The sequence below is a fragment of the Arenibacter latericius DSM 15913 genome, from assembly GCF_000424985.1.
Classification (GTDB): domain Bacteria; phylum Bacteroidota; class Bacteroidia; order Flavobacteriales; family Flavobacteriaceae; genus Arenibacter; species Arenibacter latericius.
This window is the reverse complement of record NZ_AUKX01000013.1, coordinates 39,584-58,690: the sequence shown is the minus strand read 5'-3', so window position 1 is coordinate 58,690 and position 19,107 is coordinate 39,584. Positions and strand designations below refer to the sequence as shown.

At 37.4% G+C, this 19,107-nt stretch carries 17 protein-coding genes; 9 read left to right on the top strand and 8 right to left on the bottom strand.

Features of this window, described 5'->3' with window-relative positions:
- Positions 1-45 precede the first annotated feature (45 nt).
- The 5 genes from porL to H344_RS20990 form a co-directional block, all read right to left on the bottom strand.
- Entirely contained in the window at positions 46-702 is a 657-nt protein-coding gene (gene porL / locus H344_RS0108040; RefSeq protein WP_026809856.1) for a type IX secretion system motor protein PorL/GldL, read from the bottom strand.
- Between the two features lie 87 nt (positions 703-789).
- On the bottom strand, positions 790-2,178 hold the full coding sequence (gene porK, locus H344_RS0108035) for a T9SS ring complex lipoprotein PorK/GldK (RefSeq protein ID WP_026809855.1): 1,389 nt from the start codon (positions 2,176-2,178) through the stop codon (positions 790-792).
- A gap of 115 nt (positions 2,179-2,293) precedes the next feature.
- Entirely contained in the window at positions 2,294-3,451 is a 1,158-nt protein-coding gene (locus tag H344_RS0108030) for a formimidoylglutamase (RefSeq protein WP_026809854.1), read from the bottom strand.
- Position 3,452: 1 nt separating this feature from the next.
- Entirely contained in the window at positions 3,453-5,954 is a 2,502-nt protein-coding gene (topA, locus tag H344_RS0108025) for a type I DNA topoisomerase (protein WP_026809853.1), read from the bottom strand.
- A 127-nt stretch (positions 5,955-6,081) separates the two neighbouring features.
- Positions 6,082-6,492, bottom strand: coding sequence for a hypothetical protein (locus H344_RS20990; RefSeq protein ID WP_157378184.1), 411 nt, complete (start codon positions 6,490-6,492; stop codon positions 6,082-6,084).
- 358 nt (positions 6,493-6,850) lie between these two features.
- Here H344_RS20990 and miaB point away from each other — a divergent pair, with 358 nt between their 5' ends.
- The 7 genes from miaB (at position 6,851) to groL (ending at position 13,581) form a co-directional block, all read left to right on the top strand.
- Positions 6,851-8,296, top strand: a complete 1,446-nt coding sequence (gene miaB, locus H344_RS0108015; RefSeq protein ID WP_026809852.1) for a tRNA (N6-isopentenyl adenosine(37)-C2)-methylthiotransferase MiaB — start codon at positions 6,851-6,853, stop codon at positions 8,294-8,296.
- 5 nt (positions 8,297-8,301) lie between these two features.
- The gene (locus tag H344_RS0108010; RefSeq protein ID WP_026809851.1) at positions 8,302-9,576 is read left to right on the top strand and encodes a sigma-54 interaction domain-containing protein; all 1,275 of its coding nucleotides are present in this window, start codon (positions 8,302-8,304) and stop codon (positions 9,574-9,576) included.
- Between the two features lie 26 nt (positions 9,577-9,602).
- The gene (locus tag H344_RS0108005) at positions 9,603-10,121 is read left to right on the top strand and encodes an LptE family protein (protein WP_026809850.1); all 519 of its coding nucleotides are present in this window, start codon (positions 9,603-9,605) and stop codon (positions 10,119-10,121) included.
- A 3-nt stretch (positions 10,122-10,124) separates the two neighbouring features.
- Positions 10,125-11,045, top strand: a complete 921-nt coding sequence (locus tag H344_RS0108000; RefSeq protein ID WP_026809849.1) for a hypothetical protein — start codon at positions 10,125-10,127, stop codon at positions 11,043-11,045.
- A gap of 4 nt (positions 11,046-11,049) precedes the next feature.
- Positions 11,050-11,415: a preprotein translocase subunit SecG gene (gene secG / locus H344_RS0107995; RefSeq protein ID WP_034256329.1), complete on the top strand. Its 366-nt coding sequence runs from the start codon at positions 11,050-11,052 to the stop codon at positions 11,413-11,415.
- Between the two features lie 146 nt (positions 11,416-11,561).
- On the top strand, positions 11,562-11,840 hold the full coding sequence (locus tag H344_RS0107990) for a co-chaperone GroES (RefSeq protein ID WP_026809847.1): 279 nt from the start codon (positions 11,562-11,564) through the stop codon (positions 11,838-11,840).
- Positions 11,841-11,949: 109 nt separating this feature from the next.
- Positions 11,950-13,581 carry a chaperonin GroEL gene (gene groL, locus H344_RS0107985; protein ID WP_026809846.1) on the top strand — a complete coding sequence of 544 codons (1,632 nt, stop codon included), beginning with the start codon at positions 11,950-11,952 and terminating at the stop codon, positions 13,579-13,581.
- A gap of 118 nt (positions 13,582-13,699) precedes the next feature.
- Here groL and H344_RS0107980 read toward each other — a convergent pair whose 3' ends face one another.
- From H344_RS0107980 to H344_RS0107970, 3 genes are all read right to left on the bottom strand, one after another.
- Positions 13,700-14,062, bottom strand: coding sequence for a heavy-metal-associated domain-containing protein (locus H344_RS0107980; protein WP_026809845.1), 363 nt, complete (start codon positions 14,060-14,062; stop codon positions 13,700-13,702).
- A gap of 35 nt (positions 14,063-14,097) precedes the next feature.
- Positions 14,098-16,332 carry a TonB-dependent receptor gene (locus tag H344_RS0107975; RefSeq protein WP_026809844.1) on the bottom strand — a complete coding sequence of 745 codons (2,235 nt, stop codon included), beginning with the start codon at positions 16,330-16,332 and terminating at the stop codon, positions 14,098-14,100.
- A 95-nt stretch (positions 16,333-16,427) separates the two neighbouring features.
- On the bottom strand, positions 16,428-16,847 hold the full coding sequence (locus H344_RS0107970) for an HYC_CC_PP family protein (RefSeq protein ID WP_026809843.1): 420 nt from the start codon (positions 16,845-16,847) through the stop codon (positions 16,428-16,430).
- Between the two features lie 183 nt (positions 16,848-17,030).
- On the opposite strand from H344_RS0107970, the gene H344_RS0107960 reads away from it, so the two are divergent.
- Entirely contained in the window at positions 17,031-17,483 is a 453-nt protein-coding gene (locus tag H344_RS0107960; protein ID WP_026809842.1) for a GAF domain-containing protein, read from the top strand.
- Positions 17,484-17,574: 91 nt separating this feature from the next.
- Positions 17,575-19,107, top strand: coding sequence for a bifunctional phosphoribosylaminoimidazolecarboxamide formyltransferase/IMP cyclohydrolase (gene purH / locus H344_RS0107955; RefSeq protein ID WP_026809841.1), 1,533 nt, complete (start codon positions 17,575-17,577; stop codon positions 19,105-19,107).

Here is a 19,107-nt window from a genome sequence, read left to right as displayed (position 1 = left end):
TTTTATTATTAATTGATTTGGGATTGGTTATCATAAGACAACTAATTAGTTTCTATTCATTGCAGACAACATACCTCCATACACTCCATTTAAAGAAGAAAGGTTTGTAGCCAATGATTGCATCTGCTCTTTTAAAGCACTAGAGTTCTGAACTACTTCTTCATTAATAGAAGCCTGTCTGCTTGCACTTTCTAACTGAACTTTGTAAAGGCTATTTAAAGATTCCATTTGAGCTGCTGCTTGTATCATCTCATCAGAATATTTCCTGGTAGACTCCATAGCATCTACTGTAGGTGCGATACCTTTAGCTGCTCCTTCAAAATTCTTGATACTAGATCCAAGACTCTGCATAAGATTTGCATCTACACCAGCTTCTTTTAAAAGCTCATCTAGTTTTCTAGATAAGGACACTTCTGCCTCCTTAACCTCGTTTTCAACTACAGCATTAGATTTTCTAGAAGTCTCACCCCCGTTTAATTCAGGATACACTAAAGACCAATCTACATCGTCATCTACAGGCTCAAATGCACTAATAGCGAAAATTAAAGCTTCTGTAATAAGACCAATTGCCAAGAGCAACCCTCCTGTTAAAGGACCAAACTGCCAGTGAAGAATTTTAAATAAGGCCCCTATAATAACTATAGATGCTCCCAGGCCATAGGCCATTTGAAATAATTTTTTTGTTGATTTTGATTGTGCCATAATTCAAGATTTAAATAAATAAATTAATAATAAGTATTTGGTTTTGGTTGTTATTTTTAAAGTGCAAATGCACCTTTATACATTAGATTATCTCGTTGTATCTTCTTCGCCCATATAGTCTTGCACCGTTCTAAAGCCAATATAGCTACGTGCTGAGTCTTGGTATTCATAATCTCTGGTACTCACCTGTAAGAAGTAAGCCACATCTTTCCAAGATCCACCGCGAATTACTTTCCGGTTGTTATTGGCAGAACCAGCATTAGGGTTCATAGTAGATACATACTCATAAGAATTTGGGTCGTAACTACTGTTCGTCCATTCAGACACGTTACCAGCCATATTATACAAGTTGTAATCGTTAGGCTCAAAAGATTTAGCCTCTACAGTATATAAAGCCTGGTCCGCTGCATAGTCTCCACGTTGTGGTTTAAAGTTAGCCATAAAGCACCCTGTATCACTAATTACATAAGGACCACCCCATGGGTATGTTCCTCCTTCAATTCCACCTCTTGCTGCATATTCCCATTCTGCTTCGGTAGGTAATCTAAAGCGGTTAACAAACTGCTTGCCCCTGCTTTTTTGATCGTCATTCTTAAATTTGGTCCTCCAGTTACAAAAGGCCTGTGCCTGCTTCCAAGTAACCCCTACTACTGGGTACTCACTATACGCATCATGCCAAAAGTAATCATTGTGCATGGGCTCATTATAAGAGTAAGAGAAATCTCTGATCCACACGGTTGTATCCGGATAAATCTCTAACTCCTCTTGCTTTATAAAGTCTCTTCTACTTCCCGTTTTCGCTCTGGCTGCCGCCTCAATATCCATCCAAGTGTACTTGTACTTTAACTTGGTAACATCTATATGACGTTGACCGTTATAAGATTCCTCCTCTGAAACATACATGGAGTCTATCATGATTTCGGCATAATACTCATCAGGGTATTTAGAAGTGTCCCAAATTAGTTTTGGCTTCTTGTTTAACGCCCTTCCCTCATACCAAGATTGCATAGATGCGTTTTCTCCAACGTCATCTACCTGAGGTCCAGAATATCTGTTCATCATATATTTATCATATACAGAAAGTCTAGAAGTATCTGCATCCATAAATGCATATTCTCCTATCCCTCCATCTTCAGGACCTTTCCCCAATTCGTCTGCCAATATTGCAAGCTTAGTTCGAACAATAGAATCTTTCACCCACTCTACAAATTGGCGGTATTCACTATTCGTTATTTCGGTATCGTCCATATAGAACGACCTTACCGTAACAGTTTTTGCTGGCGCATTGAGAATCTTTGCTTGATCTTCCTCAGTTTTTCCCATAGTAAAAGATCCACGAGGAATCAATACCATTCCGTGAGGCTTTTCTGGATACCATTTTTTTCCTTTAACTCCTACAAGTTCTCCTTTTGTTCCAGACCCACAACTTGAGAGTAAAAAAACAAATGCTATAGATGACAACAATAGCTTCTTCATACGTTTGGTTAAATTTCGATTATCATTATAAATACAAACACTAGTATTATTCTCTAAAACTACATTTTAAATAATTTATTGTACAAAACCGTCTTTATACGATAAAAAATTTATCTTAATTAAAGCCTTTTTTATATGCTTTAAACCACCTTTCGGGGATATTTTGATCACATGCTTCTAAATAATCTAGTTCCGTGCAAGGTAATAACGCAACTGAATTTGTTTTAGTATGCGCTGTTATGATTGAAGGAACCTCTACCCACCATCTTTCGGTAAGTTGACTTTTATAAAAGATTAGTGACTCATTATCTGTAGGAACAGTATACTTAGTGAAATTATCACTATTACTATCCGGTGTTTCTTTAATTCTAAAATTAAGCCCCTCTATAAAATACCAAATCAATTGAGAGATGAGCTGAAATGATTGACTGTTGTTCTCACATTCATACACTCCAAACAACGACACATTATCGCTTATCCCCGCATATCTAGCAATGGTACATATTTCTCTTCCCGTAAATCCATTTGGAGAAAAATTACTAGAAGACCCCATTTCCGACGCTCGTACGGCACGAGCATCCAAACTTACCATATGGGCATTTCTCAGCACAGGCTCTGCCAATGTAATATCACTAATCAATTGACCCAACCGGTAATAATCAAAGAATAAACGCTCCATAAGATCTATTTCCTCCTGAGTATTAAAATAACTCTGATACCCAATATTCGAAAAATTAAAAAGATTATTGGGTTTATCGGTTATAATCTTACTCATATAGGAGTGTGTAGAAATCTGATCCTCGTCCAATCCAAAATCGAACCTACTATCTATGGATACTAAATTAACCATATTTTTGAGTCCATCAAATGCTCTATAGGTAGGATAAGTAATATCTTGTGAAGCTCCTATTACGATTGGGATGATATCTTTAGCAATCAACTCTGCCACTACTCCCTTCACTACAAAATAGGTGTCCTCTACCGTATCTCCAGGGTTTACATCCCCTAAATCTACAATATTGGTATTCCAATTCCCCATCATTAAGCCATAGAGTTGATTTCTAATCCCCGATAAATCCAAGACCTCCTTTGGTTCCCCAAAAGCATTCCTTGTTTCGTTTACTCCTAAAAATGCCACATTGGCTTTGGCCAATTCTGGAAGCCCCTCTTTTGAGGTGTGTTTAAAAATCTGCCTCCCTAAGGACTGTGAAGGCAATAACTCACATTGGTCTAATACCTCTTCTTTAATAGGTACTAAAAAACTGAAAACCATATTATTTCTTAGTCTTAGGTTTGGCTTTAGATTTGGCCTTAGTTTTTTTCTTAGGTGATTTCTTGTCTATAAGCTGCTTGGCTTCCTCCAAAGTAATTTTAGTAGGATCTACATCTTTTGAAACCTCTACCTTCACCTTACCTTTTATTATAGAATGCCTACCCCATCTAGCCTTTTCGATACGGATACCCTCTTCTGGCCATTCTTGTATCAGCTTATCAATCTCCTTTTGTTTTTTAACCTCTATAAGCTCCTTAATATCAGCCTCGGTAAGATTATCATAATCATACTTCTTGCTTACATTAATAAACATTCCATCCCATTTTATAAAGGGACCAAACCTACCAACTCCTTTGGTTACTTCTTTATCTTCATACATAGCGATAGGGGCATCTGCTTTTTGTTTTTCCACAATAAGCTCTATTGCTCTATCCATTGTAATATCCATGGCACTTTCACCTTTAGCCATAGAGATATATGTTTTTCCGAATTTTACATAAGGCCCAAACCTACCCACGTTGGCCACTACTTCCTCCCCTTCATAAACTCCCAGATTCCTAGGCAGCTTAAATAGGTCCATAGCTTGCTCATAAGTAATGGAATTTAACGACTGATCTGGCAGCAAACTAGCAAACAAGGGTTTGTCTTCATCATCTACAGTTCCTATTTGAACCATTGGCCCAAATCTACCCAACCTAACGGATACTTGTCGCCCAGTTTCTGGATCTGTTCCCAAAATACGCTCACCACTTGCCCTATCTGCATTTTCTTCTACATCAATCACCTTCGGATGAAAATCGCTATAGAAATTCTTCATTACCTTTTGCCAATCTTCATTCCCTGTAGCAATCTCATCAAACTCCTCCTCTACCTTGGCAGTAAAATTATAATCTAAAATAGATTCAAAATGACTTACAAGGAAATCGGTAACAATCATTCCAATATCGGTTGGCACCATCTTCCCTTTATCCGAACCTACATTTTCGATCAGTTCTTTAGAAGTAATTTTATCGGATTTAAATCGCAGTTGCACATATTTACGTTCTGTACCCTCTACATTACCTTTTTCTATATACCCTCTATTTTGTATTGTAGAAATAGTAGGTGCATAAGTAGAAGGACGTCCAATTCCCAATTCTTCCAATTTCTTCACTAAAGAAGCTTCGGTAAATCTATACGGGGCTCTTGTGAATCGCTCTGTAGCAGTTATATACTTATTTTCTAACTGCTCCCCTTCCTTCATAGCAGGAAGCATTCCTTCTTGCTCTTCAGAAATATCCTCTTCATCAGTCCCTTCTAGGTATACTTTAAGAAACCCGTCAAATTTAATCACCTCCCCGTTGGCTGTGAATTCTTCTTTATGAGTGTTGGCTTTTATCTTAACATTTGTTCGCTCCAATTGCGCATCGCTCATTTGAGATGCTAAGGTACGCTTCCATATTAATTCATATAATTTAGCCTGATCTCTTTCTAGGGAAGGAGACTGATTAGTCATATCCGTAGGTCTAATAGCCTCATGCGCTTCTTGTGCACCCTTAGACTTGCCCGTAAAATTCCTAACCTTACTGTAATCCTTACCGTAATTCTTTATAATAGCATCCTTAGCAGCATCTATAGCTTCTTTAGAAAGGTTAACGCTATCGGTTCTCATATATGTTATTAACCCCGCCTCATATAAACGCTGTGCTACCTGCATGGTTTTAGAAACCGAAAAATAGAGTTTACGAGAAGCCTCTTGTTGTAGCGTTGAAGTGGTAAACGGTGCTGCCGGAGACTTTTTTGCTGGCTTCTTTTCAAGACTAGCTACTGAAAAAGCAGCTCCTACATTTTGCTGTAAAAACTTCTCTGCCGCTTCCTGGCTAGGATAAGTCTTATTTAACTTAGCAGTTACTACACTACCCTCATCAGTTATAAACTCTGCTGATATCCTAAATGCTGCTTCGGGAACAAAAGCTTCAATTGCTCTTTCCCTTTCCACTATTAACCTTACGGCAACAGATTGCACCCTACCAGCAGATAATCCTGGTTTAATCTTTTTCCACAATACTGGAGATAGCTCGTACCCTACTAACCGGTCTAAGACCCTTCTTGCTTGTTGGGCATTCACCAAATTGTAATTAATCTCCCTAGGATTTTCAATCGCTTTTTGAATAGCCGATTTGGTAATGGAGTTAAAAACAATCCGTTTCGTTTTATTTTTATCTAACTTTAATTCCTCTGCCAAATGCCAGGAAATGGCCTCCCCCTCTCGGTCCTCATCACTAGCCAACCATATAGTTTCTGCTTTATTGGCCAAATCCTTTAATTTTTTGACCACCGCTTTCTTTTCCTTATCTACAATGTATTTAGGAACAAAACCATTTTCTACATCCACACCCAATTCTTTGGAAGGCAAATCGGCAATATGCCCAAAACTAGAGGCTACCTTATAGTCCTTTCCTAAAAATTTCTCAATAGTCTTTGCCTTAGCAGGAGACTCCACAATTACTAAATTCTTTGCCATTAACATGTTTTTGGAAAAACAAAAGTAACTGATTTTTTTAATTTGATGCCATACCTTTATTATATGACGAGAAATTCACCTGCTAGAAACAGCTGATTTCAACCATCAAATACCGTCAAAAAAATTATTATTCAGCCTTACTATTAGAATATATAAATACAGGCATATTCTCTTTACAAATTACACCACTTGGCATGGCCACCATAGCACAGTCCGAAACCAAACCATTCTCTATATTGTATTCTACCATACCTTTATTATATTCCTTTACCATAGAAAGAAAAAGAACAGTATCTATTTTGGCAGAATAAGCAATATAGGAGGTAGGCCCTCCGCAAGGCTTAGCCCCTAAAGCTGTAAAACGCCATTGCTTGCTATCATCGCAATCTTCGCTTTTTGCCAATTTCTGTATTTCCTTATGCATAGTATCCAACTCCGTTTTATCCGACACTCCTACCTCCCCCTCTGAGCAAGATTTTGCCAGGAAAAAGAAAACTGTAGAAAATAGCATATACTTTAAATTAAGAATGCTCATCATATTAAATCAATTTAAGTATTCAACAACCTTATATCTTCTGCTAGATTGGTACACTGACAACTCTACACAGCACCCTAGGCAAGAAAAAGCTACTACAACAAATAAAAGAATACATTGTTAAACCACAAAAGAGATTCGCGATCTATTTACATATAAATTATGTAAAAAAAGCCCCATTTGGAAAAACAAAAACTTCCCATTATCCCTAACAATATACTAACACACCATAAACACAAATCAACCTCCTTTACTCCTCATAGGTGGCACAATACAATTTATTTAATTTTTAACTGTCATTATGTCACATGTTTCTAGATAATGCTATCTTTGCAAACCACAAAAGCTAATGTACCAGAACATGGAGAAGACAATAGATGAATCCGTACAGGGAACTGCATTAACCTTAAAAGAAAAGGAAAACAGTTCGCGAAAACTATATATAGAGAGCTATGGTTGCGCAATGAACTTTTCTGATAGTGAGATTGTAGCTTCTATACTCTCAGAAGAAGGTTTTAACACCACTCAAGAACTTGAAGAGGCCGACCTAGTATTGGTAAACACTTGTTCTATTAGGGAGAAAGCAGAACTTACCATTCGCAAGCGCCTGGAGAAATTCAACGCAGTTAAACGTCATAGACCACACATGAAGGTTGGAGTGCTAGGTTGTATGGCCGAAAGGTTAAAATCAAAATTATTAGAGGAGGAGAAAATTGTAGACATGGTTGTAGGACCAGATGCTTATAAAGACCTCCCTAACTTAATAAAAGAAGTAGATAGCGGTCGTGATGCTGTAAACGTAATTCTATCTAAAGAAGAAACATACGGTGATATTTCTCCGGTCCGATTAAACTCTAATGGGGTAACAGCATTTGTCTCCATTACACGCGGATGTGATAATATGTGTACTTTTTGCGTAGTACCTTTTACTAGAGGGCGAGAAAGAAGTAGAGATCCACAATCCATTTTAGAGGAGGTAACTAACTTGGTAAACAAGGGATATAAAGAGGTGACCCTTCTAGGTCAGAATGTAGACAGTTATTTATGGTACGGAGGCGGCTTAAAGAAGGACTTTAAAAAAGCATCCGAAATACAGAAAGCCACTTCGGTAAATTTCGCAAATCTATTAGAAATGGTAGCGCAAGCACATCCAAAATTACGGATCCGCTTTTCTACCTCCAACCCACAAGACATGACTTTAGATGTGGTAAGAGTGGTAGCTAAATACGAAAATGTTTGTAACTACATTCACCTTCCTGTACAAAGCGGTAGCAATCGCATCCTTAAGGAAATGAACAGGCAGCATACTCGCGAAGAGTATTTAGAATTGGTAAAAAACATTATGGAAATCATTCCCGATTGTGCCATATCTCAGGATATGATTGCTGGCTTCCCCACAGAAACAGAAGAGGACCATCTAGACACCCTGTCTTTAATGCGGGAGGTGAAGTATGAATTTGGTTATATGTATGCTTACTCTGAGAGACCTGGTACAGCAGCAGCCAAAAATTTGGAGGACGATGTTCCAGAAGAAACTAAAAAGCGAAGATTAGCAGAAATCATAGCATTACAAAGAGAACACAGCCACTATAGAAGCAAACAGCAATTAGGAAAAACGGTAGAGGTACTTATTGAAGGAACTTCCAAAAAATCGGAATTAGACTGGATGGGAAGAAATTCACAAAGCTCGGTTGTAGTCTTTCCTAAAGAAAACTATAAGGTTGGGGATTTTGTAAATGTAAAAATCACAGATTGTACATCAGGAACACTATTAGGTGTACCTGTAGGATATTCTCATAACAATTAATTATTATGGAGTCGATCCAAGCAATTAAACAACGATATGAAATTGTTGGTAACGATGTAAAACTAAATCGTGCCATTGAAAAGGCCATTCAGGTTGCCCCTACAGATATTTCTGTACTAGTCACCGGGGAGAGCGGGGTAGGTAAAGAGGCCATCCCAAAAATAATTCACTCTCTTTCCCATAGAAAACATGCTAAATATATCGCAGTGAACTGTGGAGCCATTCCTGAAGGGACTATAGACAGTGAACTTTTTGGACACGAAAAAGGTGCTTTTACAGGAGCCACTTCCACAAGAAGTGGTTATTTTGAAGTGGCCGACGGAGGAACCATTTTTTTAGATGAAGTGGGAGAACTCCCTCTTACCACACAAGTACGCCTATTAAGGGTGTTAGAAAATGGCGAGTTCTTAAAAGTAGGCTCTTCTCAAGTACAAAAAACGGACGTCAGGATTGTTGCTGCGACCAACGTTAATATGTACGAAGCAATAAAAAATGAAAAGTTTAGAGAAGACCTTTACTATCGTTTAAGCACAGTAGAGATTAACATCCCCCCACTAAGGGAGCGGAAAGATGACATCCACCTGCTATTTAGGAAATTTGCTTCAGATTTTGGGCAAAAATATAAGATGCCCACCATTAGATTGGAAGATGATGCAGTACAACTACTTGTTAAATATCGCTGGCCTGGAAACATCCGACAATTGCGAAATATTGCAGAACAAATCTCTGTATTAGAAGAGAGCAGAAACATCTCTTTAGCTTCCCTTAATAGCTATTTACCTAATGCGAGTAACACCAACCTTCCCGCAATAGTTAAGGAAGAAAAGAAGAAAAGCGATTTTAGCAACGAAAGGGAAATTCTTTACAAGGTTTTATTCGACATGAAGGGGGATTTAAACGACCTAAAAAAACTCACCTTAGAGCTTCTTAAAAACAATGATAGCGAAAAAGTACAAGGGGAGAATGAGAACCTGATCCGAAAAATTTACGGAAAGGAAGAAGAAGTCTATACAGATGAGGAAGAAGAAGAAGTTGCAACTAATATTCTGGAGCTCCCAGAGCCCTACGTAGAAAAACCAACTCCCACCCCTGCAATAGAAGACAAGTATCACTTTGCAGAAGAAATTGAAGAAGAAGAAACCTTATCTTTACAGGAAAAGGAAATAGAACTTATAAAAAAGGCACTAGAGAGAAACAAAGGAAAAAGAAAGGCTGCCTCCGCTGAGCTTGGAATCTCGGAACGCACCCTTTACCGAAAAATAAAACAGTACGACCTTTAGAAAAAGCCAAAGTAAAAAAGAATTTAATGATTAATAACAAATACCTTATTATAATGCTTGTTTTGGTAGCAGGCATTTCTAGTTGTGGAATTTATAATTTCACGGGTGGTGATGTTGGGACAGCAAAAACATTTCAGGTACCCTATTTCCAAAACTATGCCTCCCAAAATCCAGGCTCTACATTTGAACCAGGAATGGACAGGGATTTTACCTTAGCCCTTCAAGATTTAATTCTAAACCAAACCAGCCTAGATTTAGTTACCTCTAACGGAGACTTGGTATATGAAGGAGAGATAGTAGAATATCGTATCTCACCTATGTCTGCTACCGCTCAACAGACTGCAGCACAAAACAGATTAACTATAAGGGTAAATGTAAGGTTCTTTAACAACACCAAAGCGGATGCAGATTTTGAACAGCCGTTCTCATTCTTTTATGATTATCCGGCTAACTCTCAATTTTCTTCTGTGAAAGATGAAGCCCATCAAGTAATTTTTGAACGTATTACCCAAGATATTTTTAATAAATCATTGGCAGATTGGTAGAATATGAACGTACAAGATTTTACATATCTATTACAAAACCCCGATAAATTGGTCTCCCCCTTGCAGACGCATCAACTGGAAGATATTTTGGAAGAATACCCTTATTTCCAAGCTGCCAGAGCAATGCATTTAAAAGGATTAAAAAACTTAAACAGTTTTAAATATAATAACGCCCTTAAAGTCACTGCTGCCTATACCGCCGACAGGGATATTTTATTCGATTTTATTACCTCTAAAGACTTTCTTCAGAATACTATAGCAGATTCTATTTCAGGAAAAGCCACTTCTTTAAGTGACACCTTAACCATTTCCGAAGAAATTACATCCGAATTTAAAGAAGAGAAATCGTTGATAGAAGTATCGGAAGATGAACCATGGCCTCGTACCGCAAAAGATGCGAACCAAATTTTAGACCCCTCAATTTTCACCTCTAAGGACCCTAAAATAGACGAAGCTCTTACGGAGGATAAAAAAAAAGCCGAAGAAGTACTAGAGATAGGAAAACCCCTTAGCTTTTCAAAGGACGAAAAATACTCCTTTGCCCAATGGTTACAGCTCACCAATCAAAATCCTAAAAAGGAAGAGACTACCCCGGAACCCGAATCCGAAGACAAACAATCCCAACCTACTCATAAGAATACAGAACATCAAAAGAAGAAATTTGAACTTATAGATAAGTTCATACAAAACAACCCTAAAATAGTACCACAGGAGAATACCAAAAAGGTATCTATTAAGGAATCACTGACCTTTGACCAGAACGAATTAATGACCGCAACCTTGGCCAAGGTATACGTGGAACAGAAAAAATACAAGCAGGCCATACAAGCCTATCGAATTTTAAGTTTGAAATATCCAGAAAAAAGTAGTTTCTTTGCAGACCGAATAAAAGCGGTGGAAAAAATACAACAAGAAAAAACATAATTTAATGAATACTACATTTACAATATTCTTGGTCCTAATTATCTTGGTAGCCCTTTTACTAATGCTAGTAATTATGGTTCAAAACCCTAAAGGCGGTGGGTTATCTTCCTCTTTTGGAGGTGGCGGAAGTCAGGTTGTTGGCGGTGTAAAGAAAACAGGGGATTTTCTAGACAAAAGCACATGGACCTTAGCAACAATTCTAGTGGTATTAATTCTACTTTCTAATATTGCTGTAAAAGGTAGCTTTAGTGATTCGGACTCTAAATTACTAAATGGCGAACCTATAGAAAACACTACTCCAGGCGTTTTACCAGGAGCTCCTACAACACCAGCAGAAGCACCTGCCACAAATCCTGCAGACAGCCTATAAGAAGGACTAAAAGACATAAATTATTTTAAAATGCCAGCTTTAATGACAAGCTGGCATTTTTATTTTAACAAAGTGGCAGTCTTTCAACAATGGCATAATTTCTGCCTATAAGAAGGAAACTTAAAAACAATTAAAATTTTTATAATATGGCTAAAGTTAGTATTAAACCATTAGCGGATAGAGTTCTTATTGAGCCTATGGCTGCCGAAACTAAGACCGCATCAGGTCTTTACATCCCAGACACCGCAAAGGAAAAACCACAACAAGGCAAGGTAGTTGCTGTTGGTCCTGGAACTAAGGAAAATGAAGTAACCCTTAAAGTTGGTGACACCGTTCTATATGGGAAATATGCCGGCACAGAATTAAAATTGGAAGGTAATGAATACTTAATGATGCGCGAGAGCGACATCTTGGCAATCGTCTAATTGACGATTCCTTTAGTTCTTGCATATGTAAGAACAGCTTAAAGCTTTATTACAATTATTTATTAAACAAGTTCTCGCCAAGTCGAGACAGAACAACAAAAAATAAATTATGGCAAAAGATATAAAATTTGACATTGATGCTAGAGACGGCTTAAAACGCGGAATCGATGCATTGGCAAATGCAGTAAAAGTAACCTTAGGACCAAAAGGTAGAAACGTAATCATCAGTAAATCATTTGGCGCACCTACCATTACTAAAGATGGTGTTTCTGTAGCCAAGGAAATAGAATTGGAAGATGCTCTAGAAAACATGGGAGCTCAAATGGTAAAAGAAGTTGCTTCTAAAACCAATGATTTAGCAGGTGACGGAACCACTACTGCAACTGTATTGGCACAGGCAATCGTTAAAGAAGGTCTTAAAAACGTAGCAGCTGGTGCAAATCCAATGGATTTAAAAAGAGGTATAGACAATGCCGTAGCTACTATCATTGAAGACTTAACTAAACAAGCTAAAAAAGTAGGTGATTCTACAGATAAAATAAAGCAAGTTGCTTCTATTTCTGCTAATAACGATGAGACTATCGGCGACCTAATTGCACAAGCATTTGTAAAGGTTGGTAAAGAGGGTGTTATTACCGTAGAAGAAGCTAAAGGTATGGAAACCTATGTAGATGTTGTTGAAGGAATGCAGTTTGACAGAGGTTACCTTTCTCCTTACTTTGTAACGGATTCTGAAAAGATGACCGCAGACTTAGACAACCCTTACATTCTACTATACGACAAGAAGATTTCTTCCATGAAGGATCTTTTACCTGTACTAGAGCCTGTAGCACAGTCTGGTAAGCCTTTATTGATTATTGCTGAAGATGTAGATGGTGAAGCATTGGCTACTTTGGTTGTAAACAAATTAAGAGGATCTTTAAAAATCGCAGCCGTTAAAGCACCTGGTTTTGGTGACAGAAGAAAAGCAATGTTAGAAGACATCGCAATCTTAACTGGTGGTACTGTAATTTCTGAGGAAAGAGGGTTTACTATGGAAAACACTACCTTAGATATGTTAGGTACTTGTGAGAAAGTTTCTATCGACAAAGACAACACTACTATTGTTAATGGTTCTGGAGATGCTAAAACCATTAAGACAAGAGTAAATCAAATAAAATCTCAAATAGAATCTACTACTTCTGACTACGATAAAGAAAAACTTCAGGAGCGTTTAGCTAAATTAGCTGGAGGGGTTGCCGTACTATATGTAGGTGCAGCATCTGAAGTAGAGATGAAAGAGAAGAAAGATAGAGTAGACGATGCACTACACGCTACTAGAGCAGCTGTAGAAGAAGGTATCGTTGCTGGTGGAGGTGTAGCCTTAATTAGAGCAAAAGCATTACTTTCTAATATTAAAGCAGAAACTCCTGACGAAGAAACTGGAATCCAAATCGTTGCTAGAGCTATTGAAGCTCCATTGAGAATTATCGTTGAAAATGCAGGTGGTGAAGGTTCAGTTGTAGTTGCTAAAGTATTAGATGGTAAAGGAGATTTTGGTTACGATGCCAAATCTGAAACCTATGTAGATATGATTAAAGCAGGTATTATAGATCCTAAGAAAGTAACTAGAATTGCATTGGAGAATGCAGCTTCAGTTTCTGGAATGATCTTGACTACAGAATGTGCTTTAATCGACATTAAAGAAGATGCTCCTGCAGCCCCAGCAATGGGTGGCGGTGGAATGCCAGGAATGATGTAATGGCAACTTGTCAAAAATGCAGTATTTAAAAAAGCCGTCCTTGAAATTTCAAGGACGGCTTTTTACTTTAGGCAACTATACTATCTTATAGATATTAAGACCTTATAAATCCCAGGCCTTAATGATGCGCTCCGTCATCGGAATTATCTTCACGATACTTACAACAAGGGTGAATTCCCTCATAAGCTTTTTCAGTAGCTTTTAACTCTTTGGTATCATGCCCCACTCCAACAATCGCAGATTTCACCTTCATAGTATTTGTCTTCCGCTCATCCATGATAAGGGATAATTGATGGGTTGGAATATCCCAGGCAGCAAACTTAACTCCCTTTACTCCTAAAGCAGCCTTTTCTATTCGCTCTTTACACATGGAACATTTTCCATTCACTTCAAAAGTCACCTTCTTGTTTTTCTCTTGCCCATAAGCCACTATCGATAAGACAGTAAAAGCAAATCCTAATATTGCATTTTTAATTTTCATGAATTTTGTATTAAATCGATTATCAATCTTTAAAGTTATAATTTATATCTAAAACCTGTATAAAACATCCTACCCATAGTAGGACCGTAAATTATAGTAGTATCAAAATTTGGTCCAAAAGGATCCCCTGCACTTAACACTGGCCTATCTTGAACGTAATCCGTTAAGTTTTCACCACCAATATAGATTTCAAACTTATCCGAGAATACTCTAGTTAACTGTGCATTCATCAAGCTAAAAGAACGCGAATATTCTCCCAGCTGATACTCCATAGGGTTATTAGTTGTATTTGGCAATCGCTGTTTCCCTAATGCATGTAAAGTGTAATCTGCCCGCCACTGCGATCCATTTTCCTTCGCCTTGGTAATATAGCCCACATTAGCAAAGAATCGATGTTGGGCCTGCAAAGGCTTTTGCAGCTTACCAGAAACATAGTCCGTCTCTACATCATAAAATTTATAGGCAGTTCTCACCTCTACGTTCTCTAATAGCTTGTGATTTACTTCAAACTGAAAGCTTCGCGCAACACTTTTACCTTCTAGATTATAAAAGGAAACTGCTTGAGGATCTTCCCAATCTACTACTACCTGATTATTAAAATCTGTAACGTAATAATCTAAAGAAATATTTCCAACTCTATTGAAGAGGATAAAGCCCTGTATAAATCCTACACCATAATTCCAGGCATCTTCAGCATCTAATCCATAAACATTACCTCCTTGTTGATCTATTTTTATTTTTCGTACCGAGCCAAACATTTGCTGATTTTCCGCAAATATATTAGCCGCTTTTCTTCCACGTCCAATTGAAGCTTTTATACTTCCCCTTTCCCAAGGTAGATAACGAACATGAAGCCTAGGGGTAATAAAATTTCCTAGATTGTTATGACTATCTGCCCTAATTCCTGCGGTTAAGCTCAATTTCTTCAAGTCATCATAACTATATTCAAAAAACGCACCAATAGATTTATCAACCCTAGAATAGTCTATTGCATTTACCATTTCGGTATAACCATCATACGCAAAGGTGACACCTGTTTTAAATTTACTTCGTGTATCTCCAATAATAGAATTTAACTGCAAATTGGTATAACTACTCTCATGATCAATATTATATCGATTAAAGCCAAAGTACGAGTCCTGCTTATGCAAACTATAAGCAGTTTGAAAACCTATGCTTTGAAACGGCAGTTCGGGAAAAACATATCCTAACTTCCAAGAAGAATCAAACCTCCTTGTATCTATTTCACTACCCCATGCGTTGGTGGTAAATTTATCTGTACTAGGGTTAAATTGGGTCTGCCCTGTCTGTTTCTCATCATTTAAAAACCGCACATTAATAAAACTCACCCATCCCTTCTCTGCATCCTGGTACTGCCATCTATTTAAGATATTGATCTGATTCCCCAAGGGAGCGTCTAAGAATCCATCTTTATTTTCATCTTCTTTAGCATTCCTATAATTTCCATGCAAATAAAGTCCCGTACTCCATTTATCACTTAGAGCATGGTTGAGGTGGGTATTTAATTCTAGTCTACCGTTCATATTAGCATAACCGTTCACAAAGAGTCGCTTATCCGTAAAAGGCTTCACCAATTCTGCATTTATCTGACCAGAGATGCTCTCATACCCATTTACCACACTTCCACCTCCTTTGGTAATCTGGATACTTTCTACCCAGGTCCCAGGTATAAAGCTCAACCCATACACCTGTGATGCACCACGCACCATCGGGATATTTTCTTGAGCAATTAATAGATATGGACTGGTAAGCCCTAACATCTGAACCTGTTTAGTTCCTGTAAGAGCATCAGAAAAATTAACATCTATAGACGGATTGGTTTCAAAACTTTCGGAAAGATTGCAACATGCAGCCTTTAGTAATTCTGCGCTATTGATAGTAACCACATTCTGAGGACTGAAATAAGACTTTTGCAAGGCGTCTCGCTTCTTCTGAAGAACTACCTCATCCAACTCATTAGAAGGCCGTAGACGATGACGTAATTCTCGAGGCTCATTTACCGTAAGCGTATCGGTATGAAACCCAACATAACTTATTACTAACTTATTATATTCTAGAACAAAAGGAATTGTAAACTTACCATCTTCCCCGGTAATAGTCCCCGTTTGGGAATTTAACCAGTACACATTTGCACCAGGCAATACCTTATCACTATCCTCAGAATTAGATTCTAAGATTACCCCCTCAACATTCTGACCACATACTAGAAATGGCAGGGAGGTTAAAACAAAAAATAAAAATTTATTCATTAAATTATTTTTAATATTAGTAAAACAAAAACATACCAAAATTCACCACCCATACTCAAAAGAGCGGGTAGGCAATTTTTTTACTAATATTAAAATCAAAGTAGAAAAACCTGATACACCAGGTATATATCCCTCCCTAAAAGAGGAGGTGGATTATTAGTTCCTAAATTGGGAAGTCCATCAATTTCTTCTAAAAAATGAAAATCAGCTTCCTCCTTAAGCACGGCATAAGTAAAAGGCAAAACCAACTTTAAGTCCTTCACAGAAAAAGCAAGATCCTCTAATCCCTTAATTGAGAGAACCTCATCAATACAACAAGAAGGTTGCTCTAAATTAAGATTTGTAATTTCTGCGTCATCAGCAGCTATCATGCCACAACTTTCCGCTTCTTGAAAAAAAGCAATATCTACTAAGTGACCTAAGCAATAATGTTTTTCCACCGTCCAAGAAACGGTAGCAAACAAAATCAGCAACGCCAACCAAAGGGAAGTTATTTTACGAATGACTTGTTTCATCGATGCAAAAATAATGAAATCTTATATACCTTTTCCAAATTCCATTCACAACCTAAACTTCTTATCACCATTATTATTGCCTTTATTTTTTTTAGAAAAAACAGATGAAAAGGAATTAAATCAATAACGTTAAACTTCACGTCAGAAAATAGAAATATGGTTAATTTTGACGAAAACTTATTTATGTTCGAAAAACTAAAATTACAAGTTACTGATATACTAAAAACACCTCATCAAGAGACCAATCAAAAATTACAGGCTATTTGTAATTTACTAAAAGACAATGTCCCTTATTATGATTGGGTAGGTTTTTATTTTAGAAACGGCAACAAAGAAGAGCTTATCCTAGGCCCTTATGCTGGCGCACCCACAGACCATACCACTATTCCTTTTGGAAAAGGCATATGCGGTCAGGTAGCCGTATCTAACCAAAACTTTGTGGTTCCTGATGTAAAAGCTCAGGATAATTATATTGCCTGTAGCATAACTGTTAAATCAGAAATAGTAGTACCCTTATTTGTAAACGGGGAAAATATTGGACAAATAGATATAGATTCTAATACCATAAATCCATTTTCTGAGGAAGACGAGCGCTTTTTAGAATACATCAATCATGAAATATCTAATATTTACTAAACTTTAGAGTGATTGTTGTTAAATCTACTGTTTTTAAGTACAAAAAAACTACTTTTGCACCCTGTTAATCCATAATAATAAGTACAAAAAAATGAGCACCTCCAAAAAAGCTACTTCGGCCCTTATTTCAGTATTCCATAAAGATGGTCTTGCACCCTTAGTAGAAAAGCTTAATGAATTGGGAATCACCATTTATTCTACTGGTGGCACAGAGAAATTTATTAAAGAATTAGGCATTGATGTAGTTCCTGTAGAGGACATTACAAGTTACCCTTCCATTTTAGGAGGTAGGGTTAAAACCTTACACCCAAAAGTTTTTGGCGGAATCCTTAATCGCCAAGACAATGAAGGGGACCAAGAGCAATTGAAGGAGTTTGGAATCCCTCAATTAGACATTGTAATCGTAGATTTATATCCTTTTGAAAAAACTGTAGCCAGCGGAGCTTCTGAACAAGATATTATTGAAAAGATAGATATAGGCGGTATTTCATTAATACGCGCAGCTGCTAAAAACTACAAGGATACACTATGTGTTTCTTCTATGGATGATTACCAGGAGGTATTAGAAATAATGACCAAAGGTAACGGAAGTACTACCTTGGAAGAACGTAAGCGATTTGCTACAAAATCTTTTAATATATCTTCTCATTACGATTCGGCCATCTTCAATTACTTTAATCAAGATTTAAAGGAGCCCTCCTTAAAATTAAGTGAAACTAATGGACAAGTACTTAGGTATGGCGAAAATCCACACCAAAAAGGATTTTTCTTTGGAGATTTTGATGCCATGTTTCAGAAGTTACACGGTAAAGAACTTTCTTACAATAACTTATTAGATGTTGATGCCGCAGTAAATCTTATTGAGGAATTTAAAAATGACGAGCCTACGTTTGCTATTTTAAAGCATAACAACGCTTGTGGCTTAGCCACTCGCTCTACAATAAAAGAAGCTTATGTAGACGCTTTGGCAGGAGACCCCGTTTCCGCCTTTGGAGGAGTTTTGATTAGTAATAAAGAAATTGATGCAGCTACCGCAACAGAAATTCACAATCTATTCTGTGAGGTAATCATTGCCCCTAGTTACTCTGACGAGGCGTTAGAGATTTTGAAAGGCAAGAAAAACCGCATCATATTAATCCAAAAAGAAGTTGCATTACCAACTACTACAGTAAGAACCTGTTTAAACGGAGTGCTTCTACAAGATAAAGATTACAAAACCGACACCTTAGAAGACCTAACTAATGTTACCGATAAAAAGGCTACTGACCAGGAGCTAGAGGATTTAATATTTGCATCTAAACTGTGTAAACACACAAAAAGTAACACTATTGTTTTAGCCAAGAATAAGCAATTATGTGCTAGTGGCACAGGACAGACCTCTAGAGTAGACGCTTTAAACCAAGCAATTCATAAGGCCAAATCCTTTAATTTTGACTTAAATGGAGCGGTTATGGCTAGTGATGCGTTTTTTCCTTTTCCAGATTGTGTAGAAATTGCGCATAAAAGTGGTATAACAAGCGTTATACAACCAGGAGGATCTATTAAAGACCAGCTAAGTATTGACTATTGCAATGAAAATGGGATATCTATGGTAATGACGGGCACCCGCCATTTTAAACATTAA